The organism is Myroides sp. TSA_177.3, assembly GCF_052691955.1.
In genome coordinates this window covers 51492-78081 of sequence record NZ_JBQZGD010000010.1, presented here as the reverse complement: position 1 = coordinate 78081, position 26590 = coordinate 51492, and the positions used below count along the sequence as shown (strand labels likewise).

At 37.5% G+C, this 26590-nt stretch carries 19 protein-coding genes; 14 read left to right on the top strand and 5 right to left on the bottom strand.

Annotated elements, in window-relative coordinates; genetic code table 11:
- The first annotated feature begins 387 nt into the window (after nt 1-387).
- The 3 genes from ACUTSE_RS11135 to ACUTSE_RS11125 all read left to right on the top strand — a co-directional run bounded on the left by ACUTSE_RS11135 (nt 388) and on the right by ACUTSE_RS11125 (nt 4102).
- A complete protein-coding gene (locus ACUTSE_RS11135) occupies nt 388-1314 on the top strand; it encodes a PfkB family carbohydrate kinase (protein WP_002988137.1) in 927 nt (308 codons plus the stop codon).
- 64 nt (nt 1315-1378) lie between these two features.
- On the top strand, nt 1379-3277 hold the full coding sequence (locus ACUTSE_RS11130) for an amidophosphoribosyltransferase (RefSeq protein WP_002988134.1): 1899 nt from the start codon (nt 1379-1381) through the stop codon (nt 3275-3277).
- A gap of 75 nt (nt 3278-3352) precedes the next feature.
- Entirely contained in the window at nt 3353-4102 is a 750-nt protein-coding gene (locus ACUTSE_RS11125; RefSeq protein ID WP_445640276.1) for an energy transducer TonB, read from the top strand.
- Nucleotides 4103-4244: 142 nt separating this feature from the next.
- Here the strand turns inward: ACUTSE_RS11125 and ACUTSE_RS11120 are convergent, their stop codons facing one another.
- Entirely contained in the window at nt 4245-5645 is a 1401-nt protein-coding gene (locus ACUTSE_RS11120; protein ID WP_445640275.1) for an SLC13 family permease, read from the bottom strand.
- A gap of 175 nt (nt 5646-5820) precedes the next feature.
- Nucleotides 5821-6426: a superoxide dismutase gene (locus tag ACUTSE_RS11115; RefSeq protein WP_002988118.1), complete on the bottom strand. Its 606-nt coding sequence runs from the start codon at nt 6424-6426 to the stop codon at nt 5821-5823.
- A 103-nt stretch (nt 6427-6529) separates the two neighbouring features.
- On the opposite strand from ACUTSE_RS11115, the gene ACUTSE_RS11110 reads away from it, so the two are divergent.
- The 4 genes from ACUTSE_RS11110 to ACUTSE_RS11095 all read left to right on the top strand — a co-directional run bounded on the left by ACUTSE_RS11110 (nt 6530) and on the right by ACUTSE_RS11095 (nt 15238).
- On the top strand, nt 6530-9682 hold the full coding sequence (locus ACUTSE_RS11110) for a UvrD-helicase domain-containing protein (protein ID WP_445640274.1): 3153 nt from the start codon (nt 6530-6532) through the stop codon (nt 9680-9682).
- Between the two features lie 32 nt (nt 9683-9714).
- Nucleotides 9715-10908 (top strand): glycine C-acetyltransferase, encoded by a 1194-nt coding sequence (gene kbl / locus ACUTSE_RS11105; RefSeq protein ID WP_002988113.1) that lies wholly within the window; start codon nt 9715-9717, stop codon nt 10906-10908.
- 109 nt (nt 10909-11017) lie between these two features.
- Entirely contained in the window at nt 11018-12409 is a 1392-nt protein-coding gene (locus tag ACUTSE_RS11100) for a thrombospondin type 3 repeat-containing protein (protein WP_445640273.1), read from the top strand.
- Nucleotides 12410-12478: 69 nt separating this feature from the next.
- Complete coding sequence (locus ACUTSE_RS11095; RefSeq protein ID WP_445640272.1) at nt 12479-15238, top strand: PD-(D/E)XK nuclease family protein; 2760 nt, start codon at nt 12479-12481, stop codon at nt 15236-15238.
- A 53-nt stretch (nt 15239-15291) separates the two neighbouring features.
- Here ACUTSE_RS11095 and ACUTSE_RS11090 read toward each other — a convergent pair whose 3' ends face one another.
- A complete protein-coding gene (locus tag ACUTSE_RS11090) occupies nt 15292-16074 on the bottom strand; it encodes an alpha/beta fold hydrolase (RefSeq protein WP_445640271.1) in 783 nt (260 codons plus the stop codon).
- A gap of 156 nt (nt 16075-16230) precedes the next feature.
- Here ACUTSE_RS11090 and ACUTSE_RS11085 point away from each other — a divergent pair, with 156 nt between their 5' ends.
- The 6 genes from ACUTSE_RS11085 to ACUTSE_RS11060 all read left to right on the top strand — a co-directional run bounded on the left by ACUTSE_RS11085 (nt 16231) and on the right by ACUTSE_RS11060 (nt 22717).
- Nucleotides 16231-17085, top strand: coding sequence for a ChaN family lipoprotein (locus tag ACUTSE_RS11085; protein ID WP_445640270.1), 855 nt, complete (start codon nt 16231-16233; stop codon nt 17083-17085).
- Between the two features lie 182 nt (nt 17086-17267).
- Nucleotides 17268-18095, top strand: a complete 828-nt coding sequence (locus tag ACUTSE_RS11080; RefSeq protein WP_060874278.1) for a succinate dehydrogenase cytochrome b subunit — start codon at nt 17268-17270, stop codon at nt 18093-18095.
- A gap of 17 nt (nt 18096-18112) precedes the next feature.
- Entirely contained in the window at nt 18113-20113 is a 2001-nt protein-coding gene (locus tag ACUTSE_RS11075) for a fumarate reductase/succinate dehydrogenase flavoprotein subunit (RefSeq protein ID WP_060874277.1), read from the top strand.
- Between the two features lie 51 nt (nt 20114-20164).
- Entirely contained in the window at nt 20165-20905 is a 741-nt protein-coding gene (locus tag ACUTSE_RS11070; RefSeq protein WP_002988095.1) for a succinate dehydrogenase/fumarate reductase iron-sulfur subunit, read from the top strand.
- Between the two features lie 128 nt (nt 20906-21033).
- The gene (locus ACUTSE_RS11065) at nt 21034-21819 is read left to right on the top strand and encodes a hypothetical protein (protein ID WP_445640269.1); all 786 of its coding nucleotides are present in this window, start codon (nt 21034-21036) and stop codon (nt 21817-21819) included.
- 130 nt (nt 21820-21949) lie between these two features.
- Nucleotides 21950-22717, top strand: coding sequence for a nitrilase family protein (locus tag ACUTSE_RS11060; protein ID WP_445640268.1), 768 nt, complete (start codon nt 21950-21952; stop codon nt 22715-22717).
- A 92-nt stretch (nt 22718-22809) separates the two neighbouring features.
- Here the strand turns inward: ACUTSE_RS11060 and ACUTSE_RS11055 are convergent, their stop codons facing one another.
- Both ACUTSE_RS11055 and ACUTSE_RS11050 read right to left on the bottom strand, forming a co-directional pair.
- Nucleotides 22810-23226, bottom strand: a complete 417-nt coding sequence (locus tag ACUTSE_RS11055; RefSeq protein ID WP_445640267.1) for a lipocalin family protein — start codon at nt 23224-23226, stop codon at nt 22810-22812.
- Nucleotides 23227-23246: 20 nt separating this feature from the next.
- Nucleotides 23247-23669 (bottom strand): lipocalin-like domain-containing protein, encoded by a 423-nt coding sequence (locus ACUTSE_RS11050; RefSeq protein ID WP_002988083.1) that lies wholly within the window; start codon nt 23667-23669, stop codon nt 23247-23249.
- A gap of 396 nt (nt 23670-24065) precedes the next feature.
- Here ACUTSE_RS11050 and ACUTSE_RS11045 point away from each other — a divergent pair, with 396 nt between their 5' ends.
- Complete coding sequence (locus tag ACUTSE_RS11045) at nt 24066-26570, top strand: DUF2339 domain-containing protein (protein ID WP_445640266.1); 2505 nt, start codon at nt 24066-24068, stop codon at nt 26568-26570.
- Nucleotides 26571-26590 lie beyond the last annotated feature (20 nt).

The window sequence follows — 26590 nt, the reverse complement described above, 5'->3', positions numbered from 1 at the left end:
GGAAACTCGAAGGAATGTCAAAGGTAGCTACCCGAATTCTTATACTATACTTAGGAGTATGTTAGGGGATGCTAGGAATAGGTTGGGAATAGGTTGGGGTTAAGATGGGGTGAAAATTGAGTGAAAGCGGTTTAAAAGGGTTGAAATACTTGAGGTAATTGACGGCGATTTGTTGTTAGGTCGATTGCTTATCCTCGTCTAGAAAGTAAGGATATGTGCTTCACTATTAGAAAAATAAGGCAGTTTCTGCTTCTTGTACGGAAGGAAAATAAGCTAGGAGTGAATTGTAATGCATTGACTATAAGTTAATTTTAGAATAAAGGGGATTAATTTTTGGTCTAAAATCAGGAAAGATATATATTTGCATCTTATTTCTTTTCCAAAAATATGAACAAGTTATTGATCGTCGGAACGGTGGCGTTTGACAGTATAGAAACACCATTCGGGAAAACGGACAAAGTATTAGGAGGTGCAGCTACATATATAGGACTATCTGCTTCGCATTTTGATGTTGAAACAGCTATCGTTTCTGTTGTAGGGGATGACTTTCCTAAAGAATACATAGCATTACTAGAAAGTAAGAATATCAATACAACAGGTATTGAAGTAGTTCCAGGCGGTAAAACCTTCTTTTGGAGTGGTAGATACCACAACGATTTGAACGCAAGGGATACATTAGACACACAGCTTAATGTGTTGGAGAATTTCAATCCTGTCGTTCCCGCTGATTTTAAAAATGCTGATGTTGTGATGTTGGGGAATTTACATCCCGCTATTCAGCAATCTGTATTGGATCAATTGGAACAAAAACCGAAACTAGTGGTGTTAGATACCATGAATTTTTGGATGAATTGTGCGTTAGACGAACTCAAATCCGTTTTGAAACACGTCGACGTAATCACAATTAACGATGAAGAGGCACGTCAACTTTCTGGAGAATATTCTTTGGTAAAGGCGGCTGAAGTGATTCATGAAATGGGACCTCAATATGTCGTAATTAAAAAAGGAGAACATGGCGCCTTGTTGTTTTCAGGGAAAGATGTTTTCTTTGCTCCAGCATTACCGCTAAAAGAAGTATTCGATCCAACGGGAGCAGGGGATACTTTCGCCGGTGGATTTGCAGGGTACTTAACAGAAAGAGGAAGCATATCCTTTCAATGTATGAAGAACGCAATTATTTTTGGATCTAATTTAGCCTCCTTCTGTGTAGAAGAATTCGGAACACAACGCATGGAGCAGTTAGAAGAAGCCGAAATGAAAAAAAGATTAATGCAATTTAAAATGTTAACACAGTTCGACATTGAACTCAAATAAACATGCAACATACTAAGCCTCGTCGTGGGGCTTTTTTTAATGATAACACACAACACAACTAACTATGAGCGACGCACTACAACACGAATGTGGAATTGCTTTTTTACGATTAAAAAAGCCTCTATCCTATTATAAAGAAAAATATGGGAGTGCATTTTATCCGATTCAAAAAATGTACTTGTTATTAGAAAAACAACATAATAGAGGACAAGATGGAGCTGGTTTAGCGAGTATTAAACTCGATATGGAACCAGGAGAACGCTATATTAGTCGTGTGCGTTCAAACAAAGCACAGCCCATTCAAGATATTTTTGCCCAAATCAATGGACGCATTAATGCAGAAATGGAAGAACACCCAGAATATGCGGATAGTGCTGAATTGCAAAAAAAACATATCCCTTACTTAGGAGAAGTGTTCTTAGGTCACGTGCGTTATGGAACTTTTGGAAAAAATAGCATCGAAAGCGTTCATCCTTTTTTACGTCAAAACAATTGGATGCACAGAAACTTAATCGTTGCCGGAAACTTCAATCTAACCAATGTTAGAGAGTTGTTTGACGATTTAGTGCGCTTAGGTCAACATCCAAAAGAAATGTCAGATACCATTACTGTAATGGAGAAAATCGGCCATTTCTTAGATGATGAAATCGATGATTTATACTACAAAATAAAACAAGAAGGATTCTCGAAAAAAACAGCTTCGCCAATTATTGGTGAGCGTTTGGATATTGCTCGTATCTTGAGAAGAGCTTCTAAAAATTGGGACGGTGGATTTACAATGGCTGGAATGTTAGGTCATGGAGATGCTTTTGTATTCAGAGATCCAGCAGGTATTCGCCCTGCATTCTACTATGAAAATGATGAAATCGTTGTCGTAGCAAGTGAGCGTCCTGTTATTCAAACGGCGTTGAATGTGCCTTTTGAAGACATCAAAGAATTAACACCAGGTCAGGCAATTATCGTTAAGAAAGATGCAAGTGTACACTTTGAGCAAATCTTAGAGCCACTTCCATTGAAAGCATGTTCATTCGAACGCGTGTATTTCTCAAGAGGAAATGACGCGGATATTTACCAAGAACGCAAAGACTTAGGAAAGTTTATCTTCCCTCAAGTATTAGATATTATTGAAAACGATACGGATAATTCAGTATTCTCTTATATTCCAAATACATCAGAAACATCGTTCTTCGGAATGATTGAAGGTGCACAAGACTTCTTGAATCAACGCAAGATTTCGGATATCTTAAAGAACAAAGAGGCATTATCTGAAGCGAAACTACAAGAGATTTTATCTGTTAAGTTGCGCACAGAGAAGATTGCGATTAAAGATGCAAAATTGCGTACGTTTATTACAGATGATAGCAGTCGTGATGATTTAGTAGCACACGTATACGATGTAACCTATGGTGTGATTAAACCAACGGATAACTTGGTGATTATCGACGATAGTATTGTACGTGGTACGACATTGAAGAAAAGTATCATCCGCATGTTGGATCGTTTGAATCCGAAGCGTATTGTAGTCGTTTCTGCAGCACCACAAGTGCGTTACCCAGATTGCTACGGAATTGATATGGCGAAATTAGAAGGATTAATCGCGTTCCAAGCGGTAATTGAAATGCTAAAAGAACGCAATATGTACCACATCGTAGAAGAAGTATACCAAAAGTCAAAAGCACAAGTAGGCTTAAAAGATGACGAGGTAATCAACTACGTAAAAGAGATTTACGCGCCATTTACAGATGAGGAAGTTTCAGCTAAGATTGCAGAGATGGTAACAGAAGAAGGTACTAAATCAGAAATCAAAATCGTATTCCAATCGATTGAGAACCTACACAAAGCGTGTCCGAAAAACTTAGGAGATTGGTACTTCACCGGAGACTATCCTACAAAAGGAGGAAACCGTGTAGTAAACCGCGCTTTCATCAACTACTACGAAGGTAGAGATGAGAAACCGTATTAATAGGAATTAAAAATTATATAGAAGCACCGAGAGATCGGTGCTTTTTTTGTTTAAATTTCAGTAAAAGTAGAGCAGATGAAAATAAGTATTGTTTTGATTGTAACTAGTTTACTGTTGCTAGGTGTTCAACAAGGGGTTGCTCAGAAGAATAGAGGAGAGAAGCTTGAATCTGAAATAGCTTGTAGTATTTTTGCCGTGCCCGCTGAATACCCAGGTGGGATGGCCAATTTTATTCAGGAATTCAAATCGAGATTCATTTTCCCAGAGGAGGCACTTGAAGAAAACGTTTTTCAATTGATTTTACAGTTTACTGTTGAAGATCAGGGGAGAGTAACTGATATTAAAATTTTAAGAGATCCCGGTTTTGGGATTGGAACTGAAGCTGTACGTGTCTTAGGAAGGATGTCAAAATGGAAACCCGCAATTGAAAATGACAAGAAAATAGAAAGTACATTTACTTTGCCTTTGACGTTAAGAAAGCTTGAAAGTGCTGATTTTCTCGTTGATACTCTTGCTTATAAGGGAGTAAAAGCTTTTTATGCTCAAGCTTATTATGAAGCGGGTGTGTTGGTTTTTGAAGAACAGTTTATACAAGCTTATGAAAGAATGAAAAACACATTAGCTTTGGCAGAAATGAAAAATTTTGATATCCAATTTATTGTGGAAGTGGATGGTTCTGTGAGTCAGGTAAAAGTGCGTAATACATCGAATGAAGAGGTGAGAAATGTAGTAGAGCGTATCGTAAAAGGACTTGGTAAATGGAGACCCGCTAAGGTAAATAATACGGTGGTGCGTAGTTATTATGAAAAGCAATTGTTTTTGTGATTGAGTTATCTTTACTAATTTAGTAAACCGCGTAGTAAACCGCGCTTTCATCAACTACTATGAAGGTAGAGATGAAAACTGTATTAATAGAACAGATACATGATATTAAAAAGCACTGATCGAGAGATTGGTGCTTTTTTTATTACCCCAACCAAAAAAAGTAAGCAACCGTAGCAATAATAATGGCGCAGAAGATATTCAAGATAAACCCTGCTTTCATCATTTCCTTTTGTTGAATATTACCCGTACCAAATACAATCGCATTGGGTGGCGTGGCTACCGGGAGCATAAATGCACAAGACGCACCAAGTCCGATAATCATGGAAAGGCCAAGGGGGTGCATACCCAATTCTTGTGAGATTGAAAAGAAGATCGGGACTAAGAGTGCCGCACTAGCCGTATTTGACGTAAATTCCGTTAAGAACACAATAAAGAAAGCGACGATTAAGCTGATCACAAAGAAAGAGCTATCGTGAATCACGGAGACCAATAAATCAGCCATGACTTTGCTTGCTCCTGATTCTTTGAGAACCATACTTAAGGTTAACCCCCCACCAAACAATAATAGAACCCCCCAATCCACATTGTGTTGCAATTCCTTCCAACGGGATACTTGACTGACGCAGATTAAAATAAATGCCCCCAAAGCAATGAAGGTATCAAAGTTCTTGAAAGAACCTTCAAATCCAACTAAAGCGGCAAATAACGGATTGATTTGGGTACTAAAGATCCAACAGATGGCTGTTAGTAAGAAAATCCCCAGTGTAATCCAGCGGTCTGTATTCATCGGAATTACGTCCATTTGATGCTCGAATTGTAAGTTCAGTTTTGGCTTGAAGACAAAATAGATGATGGCAATCATCAAAGGCAGTAAGATAATAACCATGGGAAGTCCCATTTTTAACCAAGCAGCAAAAGAGAGATTCAATTGAGAAGCAACAATCGCATTAGGCGGACTTCCAACAATAGTTCCCATGCCTCCAATACTCGCACTATAGGCAATGCCTAAGAGTACAAACACGTATGTATTGTGGTGTTGAGTTCTATCCAATTGGCTCAATATTCCCATAACAAGTGGAAGCATCATGGCTACCGTAGCGGTATTGCTAATCCACATCGAGAGTATAGCAGTGGTAAGAAACAAGTAGAAGATGGCGTGTGATAATCGCCCTTTGGCCAAGTACATGATCTTACTGGCGATAATCAAGTCTAGTTTTTGTACGTGTAAGGCTCCGGCTAATACAAATCCACCTAGGAAAAGGAAGATATTGGGATCTGCAAAAGACACGAGTGCCGGTTGAACATCGGTTAGTCCTAATCCAATGGCGAGAACCGGAACAAAAACAGCTGTCGTTGTCACGTGTAATGCCTCGGTCAGCCATAGTACAGCAACAAAGGCAAGCAAGGCGAGTCCTTTATTTACTTGAGGCTCATAGGGTAAAAAATAAATTAATGCAAATAGCATTAGGATGTTTAAACCAATAATGAGGTAGTTTCGTTTGGATTTGTGTCTGGTGCTTTCTGGTTCGTAATCTAATTGCATAAGCTTGAGGTAAAAGTGATAGATAGGAAAAGTACAAAAAATTAGCGTAGCGTAGTGGGAAAAAAACGTAGAAGATTAGAAGGAAAACGAGTGATTACCTACGTTTTTCAAATAAAAAAAGGGAAGTATCACCGATACTTCCCTTTTGCTATCTAAAGAGTAATCTCTTTATGTCTTATTTTGCTGCTGCATATCTCTTAGCAACTTCAGCCCAGTTGATTACGCTGAAGAAAGCAGAAATATAGTCAGGGCGTCTGTTTTGGTAGTTTAAGTAGTACGCATGTTCCCAAACGTCCATTCCTAAGATTGGAGTTCCACCACAAGCAACACCTGGCATAAGCGGGTTGTCTTGGTTTGGTGTACCACATACTTCTAATTTACCATTTTTAACGCATAACCATGCCCAACCTGAACCAAATTGAGTAGCACCTGCTTTTGCGAAAGCTTCTTTGAAGTTTGCAAATGAACCGAAATCCTTAGCAATTGCATCTGCTAATTCTCCTGTTGGCTCTCCACCACCATTCGGACTCATTACTGTCCAGAATAAGTTGTGGTTGTAGAAACCTCCACCGTTGTTGCGAACTGCACCATTAGCCATATCAAGGTTTTCTAAAATTTCCTCGATTGTTTTTCCTTCTAATTCAGTACCAGCAATAGCAGCATTTAAATTAGTAGTATAAGCATTGTGGTGTTTCGTATGGTGGATTTCCATTGTACGTGCGTCAATATGTGGTTCTAATGCGTCATACGCATAAGGTAATTGTGGTAATTCGAAAGCCATAATTCGTATTATTTAAAGATTAGTGTTATTTTTATTCAAATTTAGGGATTTTCTATGGAATATAAAAAATCTTAAGGGTTAATAAAAGTTAAGGGATAATTCAATGGTTAGAGCGGAAAAAGCCTCATTTTCAGTATATAATGCCTCTGCAGGTTCAGGAAAAACACATACGTTAGTAAAAGAATATTTAAAAATTGTCTTGGTCGATCGATCAGATGATGCGTATCGAAAAATTCTGGCCATTACCTTTACCAATAAAGCAGTAGCGGAGATGAAAAATCGAATTCTATCCTGCCTATATGCTTTCTCACAAAAGGAAACGGGAAACAAATTTCAGTCGATGCTCGATCAGCTTGTAGAAGAAACTGGACTGAAAGAAGAGGAAATCAAGAAAAAGTCAGAACGCATTATGAAGCATATCATTCACAACTATGCTTCTTTTGATATTTCGACGATTGATAAATTCACCCATAAGGTTATTCGCTCCTTTGCCTTTGATTTAAATCTGCCAATGAGTTTTGAAGTGTCCTTGGATTCGGATGAATTACTACAAGAAGCGGTAGATTCAGTAATTGCCAAAGCGGGAACAGATGAAGAGCTGACGAAAGTATTGATTGATTTCTCCATTGACAAAGCAGACAATGATAAGAGTTGGGATATTACCCGTGAATTGAAAGAAATGGGTGCGCTGTTGTTGAATGAGAACAACCGAGAGGAAATTGCGTTATTCGATGAGAAAACCCTGAAAGATTTCGTTGTAACCCGCGACTATTTGCGCAAAAAAATCGAGGAGATCACCAACGAAACGAAGCAAAAAGGACAAGCAATTTGGGATTTGCTAATCGACAAAGGGGTAGATATGAAATCCTTTTCTAGAGGAACGTTTCCCAATCACCTGTTGGCCATTATCAACGATACAGACAAAAGTACCCAACGCAAATATGTAGAATTTGAAGAGGTGACACTATTAAAGGCTGCCAAAGATCGAGATACGATTGAGGCGCTTTTGCCAGAGGTACTTCGACAGCTGGCTGTGATTTATCAATTATTTGCCAAGCGTTTATTTTACCAAGCGTTTTTAAAAAATATTACGCCTCTATCGCTCTTGAATATTTTAGGTATTGAAATGCAACATATTCAGGACGAAAAAAATATGCTGTCTATTAGCCAGTTTAATGCGATTATTCACAATGAGATTCAGCACCAACCGGCTCCTTTTATTTATGAACGACTAGGAGAACGCTACCGCCATTTCTTTATTGATGAATTCCAAGATACTTCTGTGATGCAATGGGACAACCTTGTTCCTCTGATTGACAACGCTCTGGCGGGAGAAGATTTTGGTGTAAAGGGAACCTTAATGTTAGTAGGAGACCCCAAACAATCGATTTACCGTTGGCGCGGAGGAAAAGCAGAGCAGTTTATTGCATTGAGTAAAGAGGATAATCCCTTTTCGAATCCCGATAAGGAAGTTGTGGTTTTAGGAAAGAATTACCGCAGTTATTCGGAAGTTATTCAGTTTAATAATACCTTTTTTAATGGAGTTTCTTCCTTTTTTACGCAAGAGGATTACAAACATATTTATGAACATCAAAGTTATCAAGAGATCAACAGCAAGGTTGGAGGTTATGTCAACTTGCAATTTCTCGATGAGAGCTTAGTGGATAAAGAAAATGAAATTGACAAAGAACAGCTGTATTTACAAGCGACTTTGGCAACTATTCACCGTTGTAAGGAACAAGGATTTCAATATAGTGATATGGTGGTCTTGACGCGAAAACGCGCCCATGGTATTGCATTAGCGAATTATTTGACTGAACAAGAGATACCGATTTTATCTTCAGATTCCCTGTTGATTAGTCATGCGACAGAAGTGCGATTGATTATGGATGTGTTGCGTTATATCCGCAATAAAGAAGACAAGGAGTCTAAAACCATGATGTTGTATTATATCGCCAATAAAAGACAGCAAGAAGCGGTTCACGATTTTATTGAAGAAGGATTGGCCTTTACTGCTGATGCAGAGTTTGAAGCGTGGTTGTTAAGCAAAGAGGTGGTGATTTCCTTTGATCAATGTAGAAAGAAATCGCTCTATGAAGCAGTAGAGATTATTGTACGTGCTTTTTTCCCAACCAAAGCAACGAGTTCGTATGTGTTGTATTTCTTAGATATCGTATTAGAGCGCACCATCAAGAACCAATACGGAATTGGAGATTTCATTTTGTATTGGGAGGATAACAACCATAAATTTAGTATTCCTACGCCAGAGGGGAAGGATGCTGTGCAACTGATGACCATTCACAAATCGAAGGGATTGGAATTTCCGATTGTTATTTTTCCGTTTGCGGAAGAGGATTATGATCGATCTAATCGAGATAAGCTTTGGGTGGAATTTGATGAGCTAGATGAAGGAATTGAATTGCCAAAAGCCTTAGTGGATGCAAAAAAAGAGGTGAAGGAGTACGGCGCTTATGCTGAAAAGCTCTATGCAGAGAAAGAACAAGAAGAATTGTTAGATAATATTAATGTGTTGTATGTGGCGCTGACTAGAGCAGAAGAACAACTGCACATTATTACTACACGAGATATGAAGACGGATGGAGAATACAAAAACAATATGTCGCGTTTCTTTATTCACTATTTACGTCAGCAAGGACTGTATCAAGAGGATGAAAATGAGTATGCATTTGGAGACCCTCAACGGTTGTCGAAGGCAAGTGAAACAGCTTTAGATCAAAACAAATTAATTCAAAGCGTGGAGTCGCTGTTCAATTTTAATGACATCAAAATTGCTGAACGCGAAGCATTGATGTGGGATACCCAAGTTGGAGAAGCGATTGCCTACGGAAATATTACCCATAAAATCATGTCGTTTATTCAGACGGAGCAGGATATTGAACCTGCGATTGAACGTGCACTGGAAGAAGGCTTAATTGTAACAAGTGATCGAGCGAGTTTTACGCAGGCCATTCAGCAAATTATTGCGCATCCTGATTTACAGGTATTCTTCTCGGAAGGTATGGTGTACAATGAGCGCATGATTATTGGGAAGCAAAAGAACAATCTAATTCCCGACCGCGTATTAATTCGAGACAAGAAAGCGTATTTGTTGGATTATAAAACTGGAAAACCAGAGGAAAAGTATATCAAACAATTGGCTAAATACGAGGAATCACTCCAAGAGATGGGGTATGAAGTGGCTAAAAAAGTTATTTTATATATGGGAGTGGATGATTTAAATATAATACATTTGTAAAAGAGTATAGTTAACGCTTAAAAAGAGTAAGTATGTACGGAAAAATTAAAGACCATTTACAACAAGAGTTGAAGTCGATTGAAGACAATGGTTTATTTAAAAGAGAAAGAATTATTACTTCGCCACAAGGAGCAGAGATTACAGTTTCTACAGGAGAAAAAGTATTGAATTTTTGTGCGAATAACTATTTAGGATTATCCTCACATCCAGAGGTTGTACAAGCAGCGAAAGATGCTTTGGATACCCATGGTTTTGGGATGTCATCTGTGCGTTTCATCTGTGGAACACAGGATATTCACAAACAATTAGAAGCAACAATTGCTGATTTCTACGGGACAGAAGACACGATTTTATATGCAGCAGCTTTTGATGCGAATGGTGGAGTTTTCGAACCTTTATTAGGAGCAGAAGATGCAATTATCTCAGATAGTTTAAACCACGCGTCTATTATTGATGGAGTTCGCTTGTGTAAAGCAGCGCGTTACCGTTATGAAAATAACGATATGGCTGATTTAGAGCAACAGTTGATTAAAGCAAATGAAGCGGGGCACCGTTTCAAGATTATCGTAACGGATGGTGTATTCTCTATGGATGGATTAGTAGCGCCATTAGATAAGATCTGTGACTTAGCAGATAAATACGATGCTTTAGTTATGGTGGATGAGTGCCATGCTGCTGGATTTATCGGAGCAACAGGAAAAGGGACGATGGAAGCGAAAAACGTAATGGGACGTGTAGATATCATTACGGGTACTTTAGGAAAAGCATTAGGTGGTGCAATGGGAGGTTATACAACAGGTAAAAAAGAAATTATCGAGTTGTTGAGACAACGTTCTCGTCCTTATTTATTTTCAAATTCATTGGCGCCAATGATTGTAGGAGCATCATTGAAGGTGTTTGAACTATTGAAAAAAGACACCAAACTACGCGACCAATTAGAGTGGAATACCAATTACTTCAAAGCGGGAATGAAAAAAGCTGGATTTGATTTTATCGATGGAGATTCTGCTATTGTTCCAGTGATGTTATACGATGCAAAATTATCGCAAGAGATGGCGGATCGTCTATTGACAAAAGGAGTTTATGTGATTGGATTCTTCTATCCAGTTGTGCCACAAGGAAAAGCGAGAATTAGAGTTCAATTATCCGCAGCACATACACAAGAACACCTTGATAAAGCTATTCAAGCCTTTATTGAAGTAGGAAAAGAACTAAATGTAATCTAAATATTAAGTTTTTTTAGTAAATCATAATAATTGTTAAGAATAAAATTTGTTAACTACACATATAATTGTATTTTTGTTTTAACATTACAATAAATAGAAAAATAAAGTTATGAAACATCTCAACAAATTAATTGCAGCGGCAATACTATGTGCGGGGCTTTCGACTCAAGCACAGGATGCCGACCATCCGTGGGCTGTAACTATTGGTGCGAATGCTGTAAACACTAAAGTTAGTTCGGCTAAAGGGTTTTCACACAAAATGGGAGGTTATTTCCAAACTTCGGATTGGAATATTTTGCCATCAATCTCTTATTTGAACGTATCTAGATATCTAGGTGATGGATTTTCATTAGGAGTAGTAGGATCTGTGAATAAAATTGAAAAATTTATTTCTAAAGAATCTGAAGGATACTTAAAGTACAACCCTGGTGATTTGTCATACTATGGTATTGACGCAGAAGTTAAATATAGCTTCAAAGAATTATTAAACACTAAAGTAGTTGACCCATTCTTATTAGTAGGTGGAGGTTATACTTTTATGGGTGATGCAAGTACTGGTACTGTGAATGGAGGTTTAGGGTTAAACTTTTGGTTTACTCAAAACATCGCTTTAACAGTTCAATCTACTTACAAACACTCATTTGACGATACAAGAACTCCAGACGTAGATGTAGCATCACACATGCAACACTTCATGGGGATTCGTTTCCAATTTGGAGGAAAAGATACAGATGGAGATGGAATCTTAGACAAATATGACGAGTGTCCAGATGTTCCTGGTTTAGCAGAATTCAACGGATGTCCTGATACAGACGGTGATGGTATTCCAGATCATTTAGATGAGTGTCCAGATGTTCCAGGTTTACCAGAATTCAACGGATGTCCTGATACAGACGGTGATGGTATTCCAGATCATTTAGATGAGTGTCCAGACGTTCCTGGTTTACCAGAATTCAACGGATGTCCTGATACAGACGGTGACGGTGTGCCAGATCATAAAGATGAGTGTCCTGAAGTACCTGGTCCAAAAGAAAACAAAGGTTGTCCTTGGCCAGATAGAGATGGAGACGGAGTGCCTGATCATTTAGATGAGTGTCCAGATGTTCCTGGTCCTGCTTCAAACAGAGGATGTCCAGAAATCAAAGAAGAGCAAGTAAAACAACTTAACGACTATGGAAAAACAATCTTATTCCATACAGGTAAGTTTACATTCCAAGATGCTTCTTACGCTGTTTTAGATAACATCGTGAAAATCATGAAAGAATACCCTACTGCTAAATTCCACATCGCTGGATATACTGATAGTACTGGATCTGACAAAATCAACGTTCCGTTATCTGATAACAGAGCTAACGCTGTAAAAGTTTACTTAGTAGAGAAAGGTGTTGATGCTAGCCGTTTAACTTCTAAAGGTTACGGATCTGCTGAACCAATCGCTTCTAACAAAACTGTTAAAGGACGTGAGTTGAACAGACGTGTTGAAATTCAATTACAAAAATAATTAGGATCTATCCTAAGATAGAAAAGGGCTTCGAGTATTCGAAGCCCTTTTTTTATTACCTTTATTCACATGAGTCAACAACGTTTTTTAAATCAATTCTGTGCTGAAATAAAGAAGGATTTCCCTTCGTCTATGGACGACTTAGTGGTCGTATTACCTAATAAACGAGCGAAAGTCTTCTTGTTGGAACAGCTGAAATCATTTTACGATAGCAGTGTTTTTGCTCCAACCATTATCAGTGTTGAAGAATTGGTACAGGATATTGCTCAATTAAGAGGAATTGACTCGATTGAGCTCTTGTTTGAATTTTATCTGGTTTATAAACAACTATTACAAGATAAAGCTGAGGATTTTGACTATTTTGTCAACTGGGCGCGAATGTTGCTTCAGGATTTTAATGAAGTCGATCGTTATTTGTTGAATCCTCAACATGTTTTTAGTTATTTAAAAGATATCGAAGATATCAATCACTGGGCTGTGGATGTCAATCAACAGACGGATATCGTAAAGAATTACCTTCAGTTTTGGGAGCAAATACCGGGGTATTATGCTGCTTTATATCAGCATCTCCAAGCAAAGAAAATCGGCTACCAAGGAATGATCTATCGCGAAGCGGTTGCCGTACATAAAGATTTTGTAAAGGCGAATGATAAGCAGTATTATTTTGCAGGATTTAACGCATTAAATGCGGCAGAAGAGGTGATTATTCAGCATTTTTTGATTGAAGGGAGAGCTCGTGTTTTTTGGGATATTGATGAGGTATTCCTTCATGATGCCTATCACGATGCGGGGTTATTCTTGAGAAGAATCAAACAGAAATGGCCTTACTATCAAAATCATCCCTTTGAATGGATTACGACCTCTTTTAGTGAAGAGAAAAATATCGAAATCATCCAAACACCTAAAAGTGTAGGGCAGGCAAAGATTGTAGGTTCTATTATTGACAAAGAGTTGGCAAAAGGTACCTCGCTGGATGAGATCGCTGTTGTTTTAGGAGATGAAAACTTACTACAACCTGTCTTATATGGGTTGCCTAGTACGGTGGGGAGTTTAAATATTACGATGGGGTACAGCGGAAATAGTAGCCCCGTACAGCTGTTTTTGAATAAGATATTCAAAATGCATTTGGCAGCAGTTCGCCGTGGTGGAAAACAATATGTATTCTATTACCGCGATGTTTTGGAAGTATTGACTAGTCCTGTGATGGAAGGGTTGTTTGAAGTGGGGGCTGTAGTGTCGGAAATACAGAAGAAAAACTTGACTTTCTTCTCATTTGATCGCTTTGAATCGTGGATTACAGCTTCAGATGAAGAAACGAAGCGACTTGTTTTTGCTCCATGGAAGGACCAAACACCAGCGGCTATATTAAAGCGTTTAATTGCCTTGATTATTCAGGTTAAAAATAAACTAGCGACGGATAGTCAACAAAATCGCCTGATGAAGACCTTTTTGTTTACAACCTATAACTTGTTGAACCGCTTGTTGTCCTATTGTGAGAAATACCCGTTTATTCACTCCATTGACTTGCTTCAGGTGTTGTATAAGCAAATCATGGATATGAGTGAGGTGTCTTTTGAAGGAGATCCGTTGGAGGGACTCCAAATCATGGGAATCTTAGAAAGTAGGGTATTGGATTTCGAAACGGTGATTCTTACTTCAGTGAATGAAGGAAAGTTTCCATCGGGAAAAAGTCAGAATTCCTTTATTCCGTATGATGTAAAAAGAGAATTGGGTTTACCGACGTATAAAGAAAAGGATGCAATTTATAGCTTTCACTTTTACCATTTGCTGTTGCGTGCCAAACAGGTGTATTTGATTTATAACTCCCAAGCGGAGGGCATGGATGCAGGTGAGAAGAGTCGATTTTTAGCGCAATTGGAGATGGAAACACAGCCGAAACATCACTTGGCAAATGTTACCTATTCAGCCTATTTGCCTGATAAAGCTTATGCTCCTGTTGCCATTGAAAAGTCAGCGGAATTGATGGCAAAGCTCAAAGATATCGCGACAATTAAAGGGTTTTCACCTTCTGCTTTAACGGCTTATTTGCGCAATCCTTTGCAGTTTTATATTCAACAAGTATTGCGTATTCGAGAAGTGGATGAGGTTGAAGAGAGTGTAGCCTTGAATACCTTGGGTACTATTATTCACAATGCGTTAGAAAACCTCTATCAGCCTTATGTTGGAAAGGTATTAACCGTTTCGATGATTAAAGAGATACAGCTCAAGGCAGATGAGGAGGTTCAGAAGCAGTTTGAGGAAATTTACAATAGCGATAAGGAAAAAATGGGAAAAAACCTACTGGCTTTCGAAGTCGCTAAGCGAAATGTGTATCATTTCTTGCGGGAAGAACTGAAGGGATTAGAACAAGGGGATGACGTGGAACTATTGGCGTTAGAAACGCGTTTGGAACATGTACTAGAAGACCCTCGTTTACCTTATCCCATTAAGCTATTCGGATTTGTGGATCGCATTGAAAACCGAAATGGAAAAATTCGCGTTATTGATTATAAGACAGGAAAAGTAGAGTCGAACCAAGTCAAATTATCCCAATGGGAAGGCTTGACCGAACACTTGAAGAACGATAAGATTATTCAGCTGTTGTGTTATGCGTTAATGTATGCGGAAAAAGGAGGTTTAGCTTCTTTAGAAGCAGGGATTTATTCCTTTAAAAATCGCAGAGAAGGCTTCTTGTTTTTTGGAGTTCGCGAAGGAAGAACCGTGGATCACGATATTACTCCTGTCGTTTTAGCGGCTTTCAAAGAAGAATTGATTAAGCTTATTTTGGTTATATTAGATGGAGAAACTCCTTTTGTGGAGACCCTATAAAAAAAGCGAGAATATAATTATTCTCGCTTTTTTATTGCTGTATCGTGGATCAACTATTTTACTAGCTCATTGAGTTGTTGTTTGAGCGTTTCTTTTTGTTCAATAGGAAGCATATGTCCCCCTTCAAGTGTTGTCACAGTAGCTTTGGTTCCCAAGGTTTGATCGAAGGTCTCTTGATAAGGCATGACAGGATCGTCTTTCCCTAGAATAAAGGCAATGGGGTAAGGAGCAAAGTGCAGCAGTACTTCTCTGTCAATTCGCGTTTTCATTCCCTCTAAAGCTGCAATAACGCCTTGGGTAGATGTTTTTAGTGCTTCTTCTCGAGTATAGTTGATTTCTGCTTCATGTAGTGGTCTAACGGCATCAGTAAATAAGTTGTTGATTGCCATCGTAATAAACATGGGAGCATTTTTCTTGATGAGTTCAATTGCTCGATCTCTGTTTTGTACGCGTTCAGGACTATCTGCACGTGCCGTAGAATTAATTAAGACGATGTTTTTGACATAATCAGGATAGAGTTCTGCAAATGCCAAAGAAACATAACCGCCCATAGAGTGCCCGATTAAAGTGACTCTCTTTAGTTTCAAATGGGTAACTACAGCATGAACAGCATCGGCCATATCTTCCATGCTGTGGATATAACCTAAGCAACCCGTATCACCATGACCCAATAAGTCAATGCTAATCACGCGGTGTTTAGTTGAGAAATACGTCATATAATCTTCCCACATTTTGGCATTTTCTAAAAAACCATGAAGGAAAATTAACGCATTACCTTTACCACTATCGTAGTAATTGATCTGGATATTCTTATATAGTAACGATTTTGGAATCATTAGATGTGTTTTGTTGAGCAAGCAAAAGTAAAGGTTGCAAAACGAAAAAAAAACTTTCTACCCTAGAATTGCTTTCTCTTAACATGTATTTTTATTTTTATTTATTCTAAATTATTCAAATAGAATTATCTTTGGGACTTATAAAACAGCGTAAACATGAAATATATCTATAGCGTATTATTCGCTCTATTAGTTGGAACCGTTTTTGCAAGTGAAGGGCAACCCTACCAAATTTACAATGCAAAAGGAAAGAAAGTGACCTATAAACAAATGATCAAAACATTGGGGAAATCGGATGTGGTGTTATTTGGAGAATATCACAATAATTCTTTGGGGCACTGGTTACAATTGAAGGTAACAGAAAGTTTAGGTGCAAAACAAGAACTTGTGTTAGGGGCTGAGATGTTTGAAGCAGACAATCAAGAAGGCTTGTCTAACTATGTGGAAGGAAAGATCACTGAAGAGGATTTCGCAAAAGAGGTGCGTTTATGGAATAACTATAAAGGGGATTATCGACCGTTGGTTGAATATGCGAAGCAACATCAGGCTCCTTTTATCGCGACCAATGTACCACGTCGTTATGCTAGTTTGTTGTTTAAAGGTGGAATGGAAGCTTTAGATACTTTAAAAGTAGAAGAAAAAGCATGGATTGCACCACTTCCTTTCCCTTATGATCCTGAATTACCTGGATATAAAGAGATGTTGACCATGTTTGATGCGGATCATGTGAATGAAAATTTACCTAAAGCACAGGCAATTAAAGACGCAACAATGGCACACTTTATTCAGTCTAATATAGTGCCAAACAAGTTGTTTGTACACTATAATGGGTCATACCATAGTAACAACTATGAAGGCATTTTTTGGTATTTAAAAAATTATGCCCCACAGCTGAAAGTCGCTACAATTACTATGGTTGAAGCCGATCAAGTAGGGAATTTCGAAAAACTCAATCTAGGTTTAGCCGACTTTATTCTTGTTATAGATGCGAATATTTTAAAGTCGTTTTAGAATCTTTTAGGAAAATATACTATTTGGTCTTAAATCTAGTTTCATTCTAATTTATTTTTAAGTAAAATAAGGTAAAAAACTTTGTTTATATTCAATATAAATAAACGCTCACGCATTGTGGATAACGTTAATTAGGTGTATTTTTGAGAGATTTTTTCAAGAAAAACAATTAAAATTACATTATGGCAAAATCTGCACTTTTAAAGTCATCCATTGCAAAGAAATATTGGATGTCTCTTACTGGGTTATTTTTATGCTTGTTTTTAGTTGGTCACTTGATAGGGAATCTTCAGTTGATTTTTGGGGATGCGTCAAAATTCAATGAGTATGCCTTATTCATGACAACTAATCCAGCTGTAAAAGTATTATCTTATGTTACGTATATCTCAATCCTTTTCCACGCGATTGATGGTATAGTTCTTACGGTTCAAAACAAAAAAGCTCGTCCTATCGGATACGCGAAGAACAATGCTGGCGCAAACAGTAAATGGGCTTCTCGTAATATGGCGGTTTTAGGAACTTTATTATTAGTTTTTATTGTGACGCACATGGTTAACTTCTGGGCGAAAATGCACTTTACGGCTATGCCTTTGCAAACAATAGAAGTTAAAGTTGAAGGTCAAGAGGAACCGATTACAATTTACAAAACTGTTCAAGAGCAGCCAATCGATGTTAGAGCGGTTGAAATGGGACAATTGGAAATTAAAGGAACTGCTTTTTATCAAAAAGGCATGGACTTAAAAATTGCAGATGGTTACAAAGATTTACATAAAATTACAATTGAGTTCTTCAAAGATCCTTCTACAGGATTGATTAGCACAATTTTATATGTAATCGCAATGATTGTTCTTGGATTCCATTTATCTCATGGTTTTGCAAGTGCATTCCAATCTTTAGGGATAAATAATCCAAAGTATAACTGTTTGATTAAAGGTTTAGGTTATGCATTTGCATACTTAGTACCAGCTTTATTTGCGATCATTCCATTATACATTCACTTTATTAAATAGTCCTAAAGAAATTGATTATGAAATTAGATTCAAAGATACCTCAAGGACCAATCGATAAGAAATGGTCTGATTATAAAAACCACATTAAATTAGTTAACCCTGCAAATAAACGTAACATTGATGTTATCGTTGTAGGAACAGGATTAGCTGGTGGATCAGCTGCTGCAACTTTAGCAGAGCTTGGTTATAATGTAAAAGCATTTTGTTATCAAGATTCACCTCGTCGTGCGCACTCAATTGCTGCACAAGGAGGGATTAACGCTGCTAAAAACTACCAAGGGGATGGTGACTCAATCTACAGATTATTCTATGATACTGTAAAAGGGGGAGATTACCGTGCACGTGAAGCAAACGTTCACCGTTTGTCGGAAGTTTCAGCGAATATTATTGACCAATGTGTGGCTCAAGGTGTGCCATTAGCACGTGAGTACGGTGGTTTATTAGATAACCGTTCTTTCGGGGGAACGCAAGTTTCTCGTACTTTCTACGCAAAAGGACAAACAGGTCAACAATTATTGTTAGGAGCATACTCTGCAATGAACCGTCAAATCGGTCGTGGTAAAATCAAAATGTACAACCGTCATGAAATGCTTGACTTAGTACTAGTTGATGGAAAAGCAAGAGGTATTATCGCTCGTAACTTGATTAATGGTGAGATTGAGCGTCATTCTGGACACGCAGTAGTTATTGCTACAGGTGGTTACGGAAACGTATTCTTCTTATCTACAAATGCAATGGGTTCAAACGTTACTGCTGCTTGGAAAGCACATAAACGTGGAGCATTCTTCGCTAACCCTTGTTTTACACAAATTCACCCAACTTGTATTCCAGTTACTGGAGACCACCAATCAAAATTAACTTTGATGTCTGAGTCTTTACGTAATGACGGACGTATTTGGGTTCCAAAGAAAATAGAAGATGCTGTTGCAATTAGAGAAGGTAAATTAAAACCAACACAAATTGCAGAAGAAGATAGAGATTACTACTTAGAAAGAAGATACCCATCATTCGGAAACTTAGTACCACGTGACGTTGCTTCTCGTGCTGCTAAAGAAAGATGTGATGCTGGATATGGTGTTAACGCAACAGGTGAGGCAGTTTACTTAGACTTCGCTTCTGCTATTGAGCGTTACGGTAAAGAACAAGCGCGTATTCACCACTTAGATGAAAACGATGCTAAATTGGTTTACAAATTAGGTAGAGACGTTGTAGAGAATAAATACGGAAACTTATTCCAAATGTATGAGAAAATCGTTGATGAGGATCCATACACTACACCAATGATGATTTACCCTGCTGTTCACTATACAATGGGTGGAGTTTGGGTTGATTACAACTTAATGTCAACAATCGAAGGATGTTATGTAATTGGTGAAGCGAACTTCTCTGATCACGGAGCGAACCGTTTAGGGGCTTCTGCGTTGATGCAAGGATTAGCAGACGGATATTTCGTATTACCTTATACAATCGGTGATTACTTAGCTGATGATATTCGTACAGGTGCGATTCCAACAGATTTACCAGAATTTGATGCTGCGGAGAAAAATGTACAAGACATGATTGATCACTTAATGAACAATAAAGGATCACATTCAGTAGATTACTTCCACAAAAAATTAGGTAAAATCATGTGGGATAAAGTAGGTATGGCTCGTAATGCACAAGGTCTAAATGAAGCAATGGACGAAATTGCTGTGTTAAGAGAGGAATTCTACAAAGACGTGAAAGTATCTGGAACTGCAGATAGCTTTAACCAAGAACTAGAAAAAGCGCTTAGAGTTGCTGACTTCTTAGAGTTAGGAGAATTATTCGCGAAAGATGCTTTACACCGTGAAGAATCTTGTGGAGGTCACTTCCGCGAAGAACACCAAACAGAAGATGGAGAAGCACAACGTGATGATGCGAACTTTGCTTATGCTGCTGCATGGGAGTACAAAGGAAATCCTAGAGACGCTGTTCTACACAAAGAAGACTTGGTGTATGAAAATATTAAGTTGGTAACTCGTAGTTATAAATAATATTGAGGTATTGATTCTTGAATCATATCTTGTTGTAAAAATTCGATGCAGATGAATCTTACATTAAAAATATGGCGTCAAAAAAACGCTAAAGAACAAGGAAAAATAGTTGAATATAAAATCAATGATGTTTCTCCTGATATGTCTTTCTTAGAAATGCTTGATGTTTTAAACAACGAGCTAATTGAGAAAGGGGATGATCCCGTAGCATTTGACCACGACTGTCGTGAAGGTATTTGTGGAATGTGTTCGTTATTTATTAATGGACAAGCACACGGACCAGATAGAGGAGTTACTACTTGTCAGTTACACATGAGAAAGTTCAAAAATGGTGATACTATTTATATTGAGCCATTTAGAGCAAAAGCTTTCCCAGTAATCAAAGACTTAGTAGTTGACCGTACCGCTTTTGATAAAATTCAACACGCAGGAGGATTTATTTCGGTAAATACTTCTGGTAATACACAAGACGCAAACGCTATTCCAATTCCAAAGCACGATGCAGATAAGTCATTTGACGCTGCTACTTGTATTGGTTGTGGTGCATGTGTGGCTACGTGTAAAAACTCTTCAGCTATGTTATTCGTATCTGCAAAAGTTTCTCAATTTGCTTTGTTGCCACAAGGTAAAGTAGAAGCTGCAGACCGTGTAATGAACATGGTAGCTGAAATGGACGCTTTAGGCTTCGGTAACTGTACTAATACAGGTGCTTGTGAGGTTGAATGTCCAAAAGGTATTTCTCTAGAGAATATTGCTCGTATGAACAGAGAATACTTAAAAGCAGCCTTATAATTGATTTTAATATTTTTTTGAAAAAGGAAAAAGCAGCACATTTGTGCTGCTTTTTTTTATTAGCGCAATTTGCATTTTGGATTCGTTAACATATATTTGCTTTTTATTAACACAAATTTCAAAATTTGATGAAAACCTTACTACTTAGCATTTTATTGTTATTCTCTTCTCTTATTTCCTATGGCCAGCTCGGTTTCGCAGCTACAGATGTAAATCATGGAAAAACAGTCCTCACATTTAAAAACGGTTCAAAAGAAACAGGGAAAATTAGAGAGAAATTCACCGCTTTTGGCTCTCAATATACCGATCCGTACGAATTTAAGTTTAAGGGCGATGGAGCAAAGGACTATCGTCCTGTTTCATCTAGAGATGTAATTTCAGTAGAGGTTTACGATAAAAAGGATGAGAAACATTCTACCGTATATTATCCTGTTCGCATTCGAAAATTTGATAAAAAATATGAGTTCTCAGATAAGTATGTTGTTGATTTCTTTCCGTTGAATACATATAAAGATGTTCCGTATGCCAAACTGTTATTTTTAGATAATGGGAGATTAATTTTTACCCATTTTTATTTTCCTGTAGCCAATACCGATTACTTTTTCTTTTTCCATGCCGCTTATCGCAGAACGGATCGCGAGACTGCTCAGTTTATGATGCTAATGGATAAAAATTGCCAAGCTTTTCAGACGTATTTGCAAGAAAATTATATTGATTCAAAGAACTATAAAGAAGAGTATAAACAGGCTTTGGCAGATTTTAAAGCAACTAAAAAGGAATTTATTGCAAACAGAATAGCAAATGGATCTTCGAAGAAATTGGCTAAATTGGAATATAAAAGCGAAGTAGATTTCGTCTTTTTTAGACAAATATTAGCCAAATACAGTGAACTTTGTACACATGAAAATCATTAAAAGATAAAAGGAGAAACAATTGTTTCTCCTTTTATCTTTTTTAGGACTAACCTAAAGGGGAGGTTTCTCTTGGATGCGGAAATAACATCCTAAGAATATTTTGTATTTTTGAGTGATTAAAATGAGCAGGATGAAAATAGCTTTAATTCAGGCTCCCTTAGTTTGGGAGAATATAGAACAGAATACAACATACTTTAAAAATCAATTACACCAAATTGAACCAGGAACAGATTTGGTTGTATTGCCAGAGATGTTCACTTCAGGCTTTACAATGAATCCTGAGCGCGTTTTTATGACCATGCAAGACAAGTTTATTGCTGAACTACAATCGTGCTGTAAATCGCTTGATTTTGCGTTAATTGGTAGTATGGTCATCAAAGAAGAAGAGTTGTATTATAACCGGTTGTTTTTTATTTGGCCAACGGGTGAATTTAAAACCTATGATAAACGTCATTTGTTTACGCTGGCAGGAGAAGAAAAGGTATATGCGCCCGGAACAAGCCGCTTAGTTGTTGAATACAAAGGATGGAATATCTGTCCTTTGGTATGTTATGATTTGCGTTTTCCAGCTTTTGCCCGTAATGTTGGGGAGGCCTATGATGTATTGTTGTACGTAGCTAGCTGGCCTGATCAGCGCATTTATGCTTGGGATTCACTGCTAAAAGCACGCGCCATTGAGAATATGAGTTATGTCGTAGGGGTTAATCGATGTGGTGAAGACCAAAATGACAACCACTATACAGGGCATTCGCAAGTGATTGACTATATGGGACACTACCTCATTGAACCACAACACGGCGAAGTGGTGCGTTATTGTACGCTAGATAAAACAATACAAGACAAAGCGAGAAATCGATTTGCTTTTCTGAAAGATGCAGATGAGATTGAACTAAAATAGAAGCGTACAAGAAGAAAGATAGGATGTTCCAATGGAACCAAAAAAAGAGAGCTACCCTATTGGGTAGCTCTTCATATAAAAAGAAATGCCTTTTATTGTTTTGTAAACGTTTCGATCGTTCCATCGACGTCTAGTTTCAGGGTGTTACCTGCTACTAATTCGTATTTAAATGTACTGATTTTCACTGAAGCAGGATCATTATTGGCAACTTCACTTTCGAAAACAAGCGTATTATCTACAAGTTTCCATTTCGTAAAGATCATTGTCGTATCATTTACTGCAACCATAGTACCATCCTCTTTTAATTCAAAACCTTGTAGTACACTAGGATTTGCTTGATTAGGTTGTGTCCAAATACCAACTAAGGAAGTTGCAGGAACTACTTCTGGAGTAGGTTGTTCTGTTACTGCTGGAGTTTCTTCCACTACAGTTGCTTCTTTTTGATCTTTACAAGAAGCGAATGCTAAAGCTACAAAAGCCAAAGCAAGTACAGTTTGTTTTGTTTTCATCTACTAAATCTAAAAACAGATTACTTTCTAGTGAAAGAGTCTTTTGACTCCCCATTAAGTAGGTTTAATGTGTTACCATCAACTACTTCAAATTGGTAAGATACAGTATCAATACTTGATGTACCATTACCGATGCTTTCTTGCTCCAAGAATAATTTATCTCCTTCTACCCACCACTTTTTAGTTTGAAGTGTAGCCATATTAATTGAAGCTGCTGTTCCGTCTTCTTTTAATTCGAAACCTTGTACTTCTTTGTCATTAATAGGGTTAGGTTGTGTCCAAGAAGCAACTAATACTTTGGTGTCTACAGCAGGTGCTGCAACTTCTTCTACTACTTCAGTAGTTGTTGTTTCTTCAGTCACAGGAGCTTCTTTTTGGTCTTTACAAGAAGCGAAAGCGATAGCTAAAAATGCGATAGCTAAAGTCATTTTTGTTAATCTCATCGTGGATTAAATTTTAATTTTGTTAGATCAAATGTATAGCAGGAAAGTGTGAAAAAATCATTTTAATACTAATTTAACTATGTTTGTAATTATCACTATTACAGCTTGTTATGTTGGTTGTTTTTCGTTGTTTTCCTTTTTTTAGTTAAATATTTACGAGGTGCTTTTTAAAAGATTCTTGCACAAGGGTAAAATGGTGAAAAGTTTTAAAAAAACACCTAGAGTAAGTGCATGAATCTTACTGAATCGAAGCTTGTGTAAAAGGATGTTCAGATTCACTATCATTAGGGAGTAAAAGTGTTTGTTTTTTTGGTTAATTTTGGTAATTAACCAAAAAGGTACTTGCCTAACTTAGATTGTTCAGGGATTGCTATTCTCAACTAAAGCAGAAACGATATGGAGTTTTTAATTTTACTTATACTAGTCATCGCAATGATCTTGCTTATTAGGGTGACTAATAAATTTGATAAAGTCAATACGCAACTGGAACAATCCAATCGAATGGTGGATGGTTTGTCTCACATGCTAAAAAAACTACAAGGGGATATAGATAGCCTCAAAGGTAAGGAGATCGGTTCAACACCTACAACTGCAGAGCAGGAAGTAGAACGAGTGGTAGTGCCATCACCGATTCCTACTGAACATCCAGTAGAAACAATACTTCCTCCAGTAGAAGAAGAGGAGATTATATCCGAACCGATTCAGACGGTAGTTGAGCCAAAAGAAGAAATTCTACCTCCTCCTATACCTACTATGGCAGATCGTGTATATCAAGTTGCGGATGAAGTGCACCCTAAGGGGCATGCTGTAGTACGAGAGCAAGAAGATAGCAAGTTTGTCAAAGCGTTGAAAGAGTTAAATTGGTTGAATGCTATTGGTGTTATCACGTTGGTATTGGGAATTGGATTCTTTGTGAAGTATGCGATAGACCAAGATTGGATTAATGAAATTGGACGTGTGGCGTTAGGAGTTGCAGTTGGAGGAATAGTCGCGGGAATAGCCCATAAATTAAGTACAAAGTACCACGTTTTCTCCTCTGTATTAATGGGAGGAAGTTTAGCGATATTGTATACGACGATTACTTTGGCTTTTAGAGAATATCAACTATTTAATCAGACTGTCACGTTTATTATACTAAGTGTCATCACGGTATTAGCCGTGTGTTTATCTATCGCCTATAAGAGACAAGAACTCGCTATTTTTGCCTTTATTGGAGGAATGTTAGCGCCGCTCTTAATTAGTACGGGTAATGGAAATCACTTGGTGTTGTTTTCATATATATTCTTGTTGAATACAGGGGTATTGATTGTAGCTGTTCGCCAAAGATGGTTGTTGGTAGATAAGTTTAGTTATGTATTGACTTATTTATATTTAGTTGCCTGGATTGTGCTAAAAGTGAATAAGGAATATCAAGCAGATGCCATCTTTTTTACTTCTTTATTTTTCTTGCAGTTTATGGTTTTGTTGGTGTTGCGTTACATCAAGAATTCGAAAGAAAAATCAGATGTGGGCCAACTACTATATATCACAGTGGTTAATTTTACTTCTTTGATTTGTTTCTTCATGATACAAGCAAATAGCATGGGGACTAATTATCTAGGGGTAATTATTGTAGGTATGGCTTTAATTAATACTTTATTTATTGTGCTGACAACAAGAGCTAAAACAGCGCCAATCGATAAAAATTTCACCTATACTTTATTAGCCATTACTATCGGGTTGGTGTCTTTGGCGATACCTGTACAGTTAAGTAAGGTTTATATTACAATAGTATGGGCTGTAGAAATGAGTGTTCTATTTTGGATTTGGACGCGTTCCAAAGCCAATCTGTTCCGAATAGGTTCAATTGTATTGGGAGTTCTTACACTGGTTTCTTATTTGATGGATATTCGAAGCTTTAATCCAACATTGATCTACGATATAGAAGAAGATAAAAATAGTATCGTTGATATCCTGCCTATTATAATAAACCAGTATACCTTAACGGGAATTGTCATCTTGTTGTCGTTTTTCTTTATTTATTACATCACAGGAAAAAAACCAGTAGTTGAGGAAGATACAATAGGTTTGAAAAGCATGCAACAGCCAACATCTGCCGAGATACACAAGGTTTTAACTAGTTTATTATTGGTATTAGCTTATGGAATCGGATTCTTGGAAATCTCGTATCAGGTAGGCGCCCGAATAGAATATCCTAATCTAGGTGTTACAGATGGTATCTATAAGTTTTTCAGCTTAGTTACGTATACAGTAGTATATGCGGCGGTATATTTGGTATTTTATAAAAAGAAGATGACCAAACTCTTCTATTCCATTAACCTTGCGGTATCGGGTATATTACTTCTGCTTTTCGCAATTGCTGTATGTTCCTTGAGAAAAGATATCTTCTATTTTGGCGAGTATTCATCTGTGTATTTTACTTTACATCTCGTAGCAATTGGAGCTTTTGCTTATTTCTACTTTAGGCTATATAACAACATTCAGTTGCTTTCCGTCGAAAGTTATAAATGGGTACACGCGTTGTTATTTGCTTCGCTAGTACTGCTTTCGTCAGTAGAACTTGATAACCTCGTTGTATGGATGGTTAGTACAGAAGAGGCTTATAAAGCTGTTTTATCGGATGTCCATGCCTATGGTTATCCAATCCTTTGGGGCTTGATGGCGATGTTGCTCATGATTATTGGTATGAATAAAGAGAAAGCAGAATTGAGAAAGCTATCATTAATCAGTTTCGGGATTATCATATTGAAATTCTATTTATATGATGTTTGGCGCATGAATCAAGGTGGAAAGATTGCATCTTTTGTCGTGTTAGGGGTAATCCTTTTAGTGGTATCTTTCCTCTTAGAACGCATTAAATTATTGCTAAAAGATAAAGAAGAGCAGCATCGTGAGCAATAGAATAAGTCTCTTGTTTTTAT

What these genes read in the sequence shown, in the direction of transcription:
- ACUTSE_RS11135 (WP_002988137.1), top strand. Translation starts at nt 388, where the DNA reads ATGAACAAGTTATTGATCGTCGGAACGGTGGCGTTTGACAGTATAGAA.
- ACUTSE_RS11130 (WP_002988134.1), top strand. Translation starts at nt 1,379, where the DNA reads ATGAGCGACGCACTACAACACGAATGTGGAATTGCTTTTTTACGATTA.
- ACUTSE_RS11125 (WP_445640276.1), top strand. Translation starts at nt 3,353, where the DNA reads ATGAAAATAAGTATTGTTTTGATTGTAACTAGTTTACTGTTGCTAGGT.
- ACUTSE_RS11120 (WP_445640275.1), bottom strand. Translation starts at nt 5,645, where the DNA reads ATGCAATTAGATTACGAACCAGAAAGCACCAGACACAAATCCAAACGA.
- ACUTSE_RS11115 (WP_002988118.1), bottom strand. Translation starts at nt 6,426, where the DNA reads ATGGCTTTCGAATTACCACAATTACCTTATGCGTATGACGCATTAGAA.
- ACUTSE_RS11110 (WP_445640274.1), top strand. Translation starts at nt 6,530, where the DNA reads ATGGTTAGAGCGGAAAAAGCCTCATTTTCAGTATATAATGCCTCTGCA.
- kbl (WP_002988113.1), top strand. Translation starts at nt 9,715, where the DNA reads ATGTACGGAAAAATTAAAGACCATTTACAACAAGAGTTGAAGTCGATT.
- ACUTSE_RS11100 (WP_445640273.1), top strand. Translation starts at nt 11,018, where the DNA reads ATGAAACATCTCAACAAATTAATTGCAGCGGCAATACTATGTGCGGGG.
- ACUTSE_RS11095 (WP_445640272.1), top strand. Translation starts at nt 12,479, where the DNA reads ATGAGTCAACAACGTTTTTTAAATCAATTCTGTGCTGAAATAAAGAAG.
- ACUTSE_RS11090 (WP_445640271.1), bottom strand. Translation starts at nt 16,074, where the DNA reads ATGATTCCAAAATCGTTACTATATAAGAATATCCAGATCAATTACTAC.
- ACUTSE_RS11085 (WP_445640270.1), top strand. Translation starts at nt 16,231, where the DNA reads ATGAAATATATCTATAGCGTATTATTCGCTCTATTAGTTGGAACCGTT.
- ACUTSE_RS11080 (WP_060874278.1), top strand. Translation starts at nt 17,268, where the DNA reads ATGGCAAAATCTGCACTTTTAAAGTCATCCATTGCAAAGAAATATTGG.
- ACUTSE_RS11075 (WP_060874277.1), top strand. Translation starts at nt 18,113, where the DNA reads ATGAAATTAGATTCAAAGATACCTCAAGGACCAATCGATAAGAAATGG.
- ACUTSE_RS11070 (WP_002988095.1), top strand. Translation starts at nt 20,165, where the DNA reads ATGAATCTTACATTAAAAATATGGCGTCAAAAAAACGCTAAAGAACAA.
- ACUTSE_RS11065 (WP_445640269.1), top strand. Translation starts at nt 21,034, where the DNA reads ATGAAAACCTTACTACTTAGCATTTTATTGTTATTCTCTTCTCTTATT.
- ACUTSE_RS11060 (WP_445640268.1), top strand. Translation starts at nt 21,950, where the DNA reads ATGAAAATAGCTTTAATTCAGGCTCCCTTAGTTTGGGAGAATATAGAA.
- ACUTSE_RS11055 (WP_445640267.1), bottom strand. Translation starts at nt 23,226, where the DNA reads ATGAAAACAAAACAAACTGTACTTGCTTTGGCTTTTGTAGCTTTAGCA.
- ACUTSE_RS11050 (WP_002988083.1), bottom strand. Translation starts at nt 23,669, where the DNA reads ATGAGATTAACAAAAATGACTTTAGCTATCGCATTTTTAGCTATCGCT.
- ACUTSE_RS11045 (WP_445640266.1), top strand. Translation starts at nt 24,066, where the DNA reads ATGGAGTTTTTAATTTTACTTATACTAGTCATCGCAATGATCTTGCTT.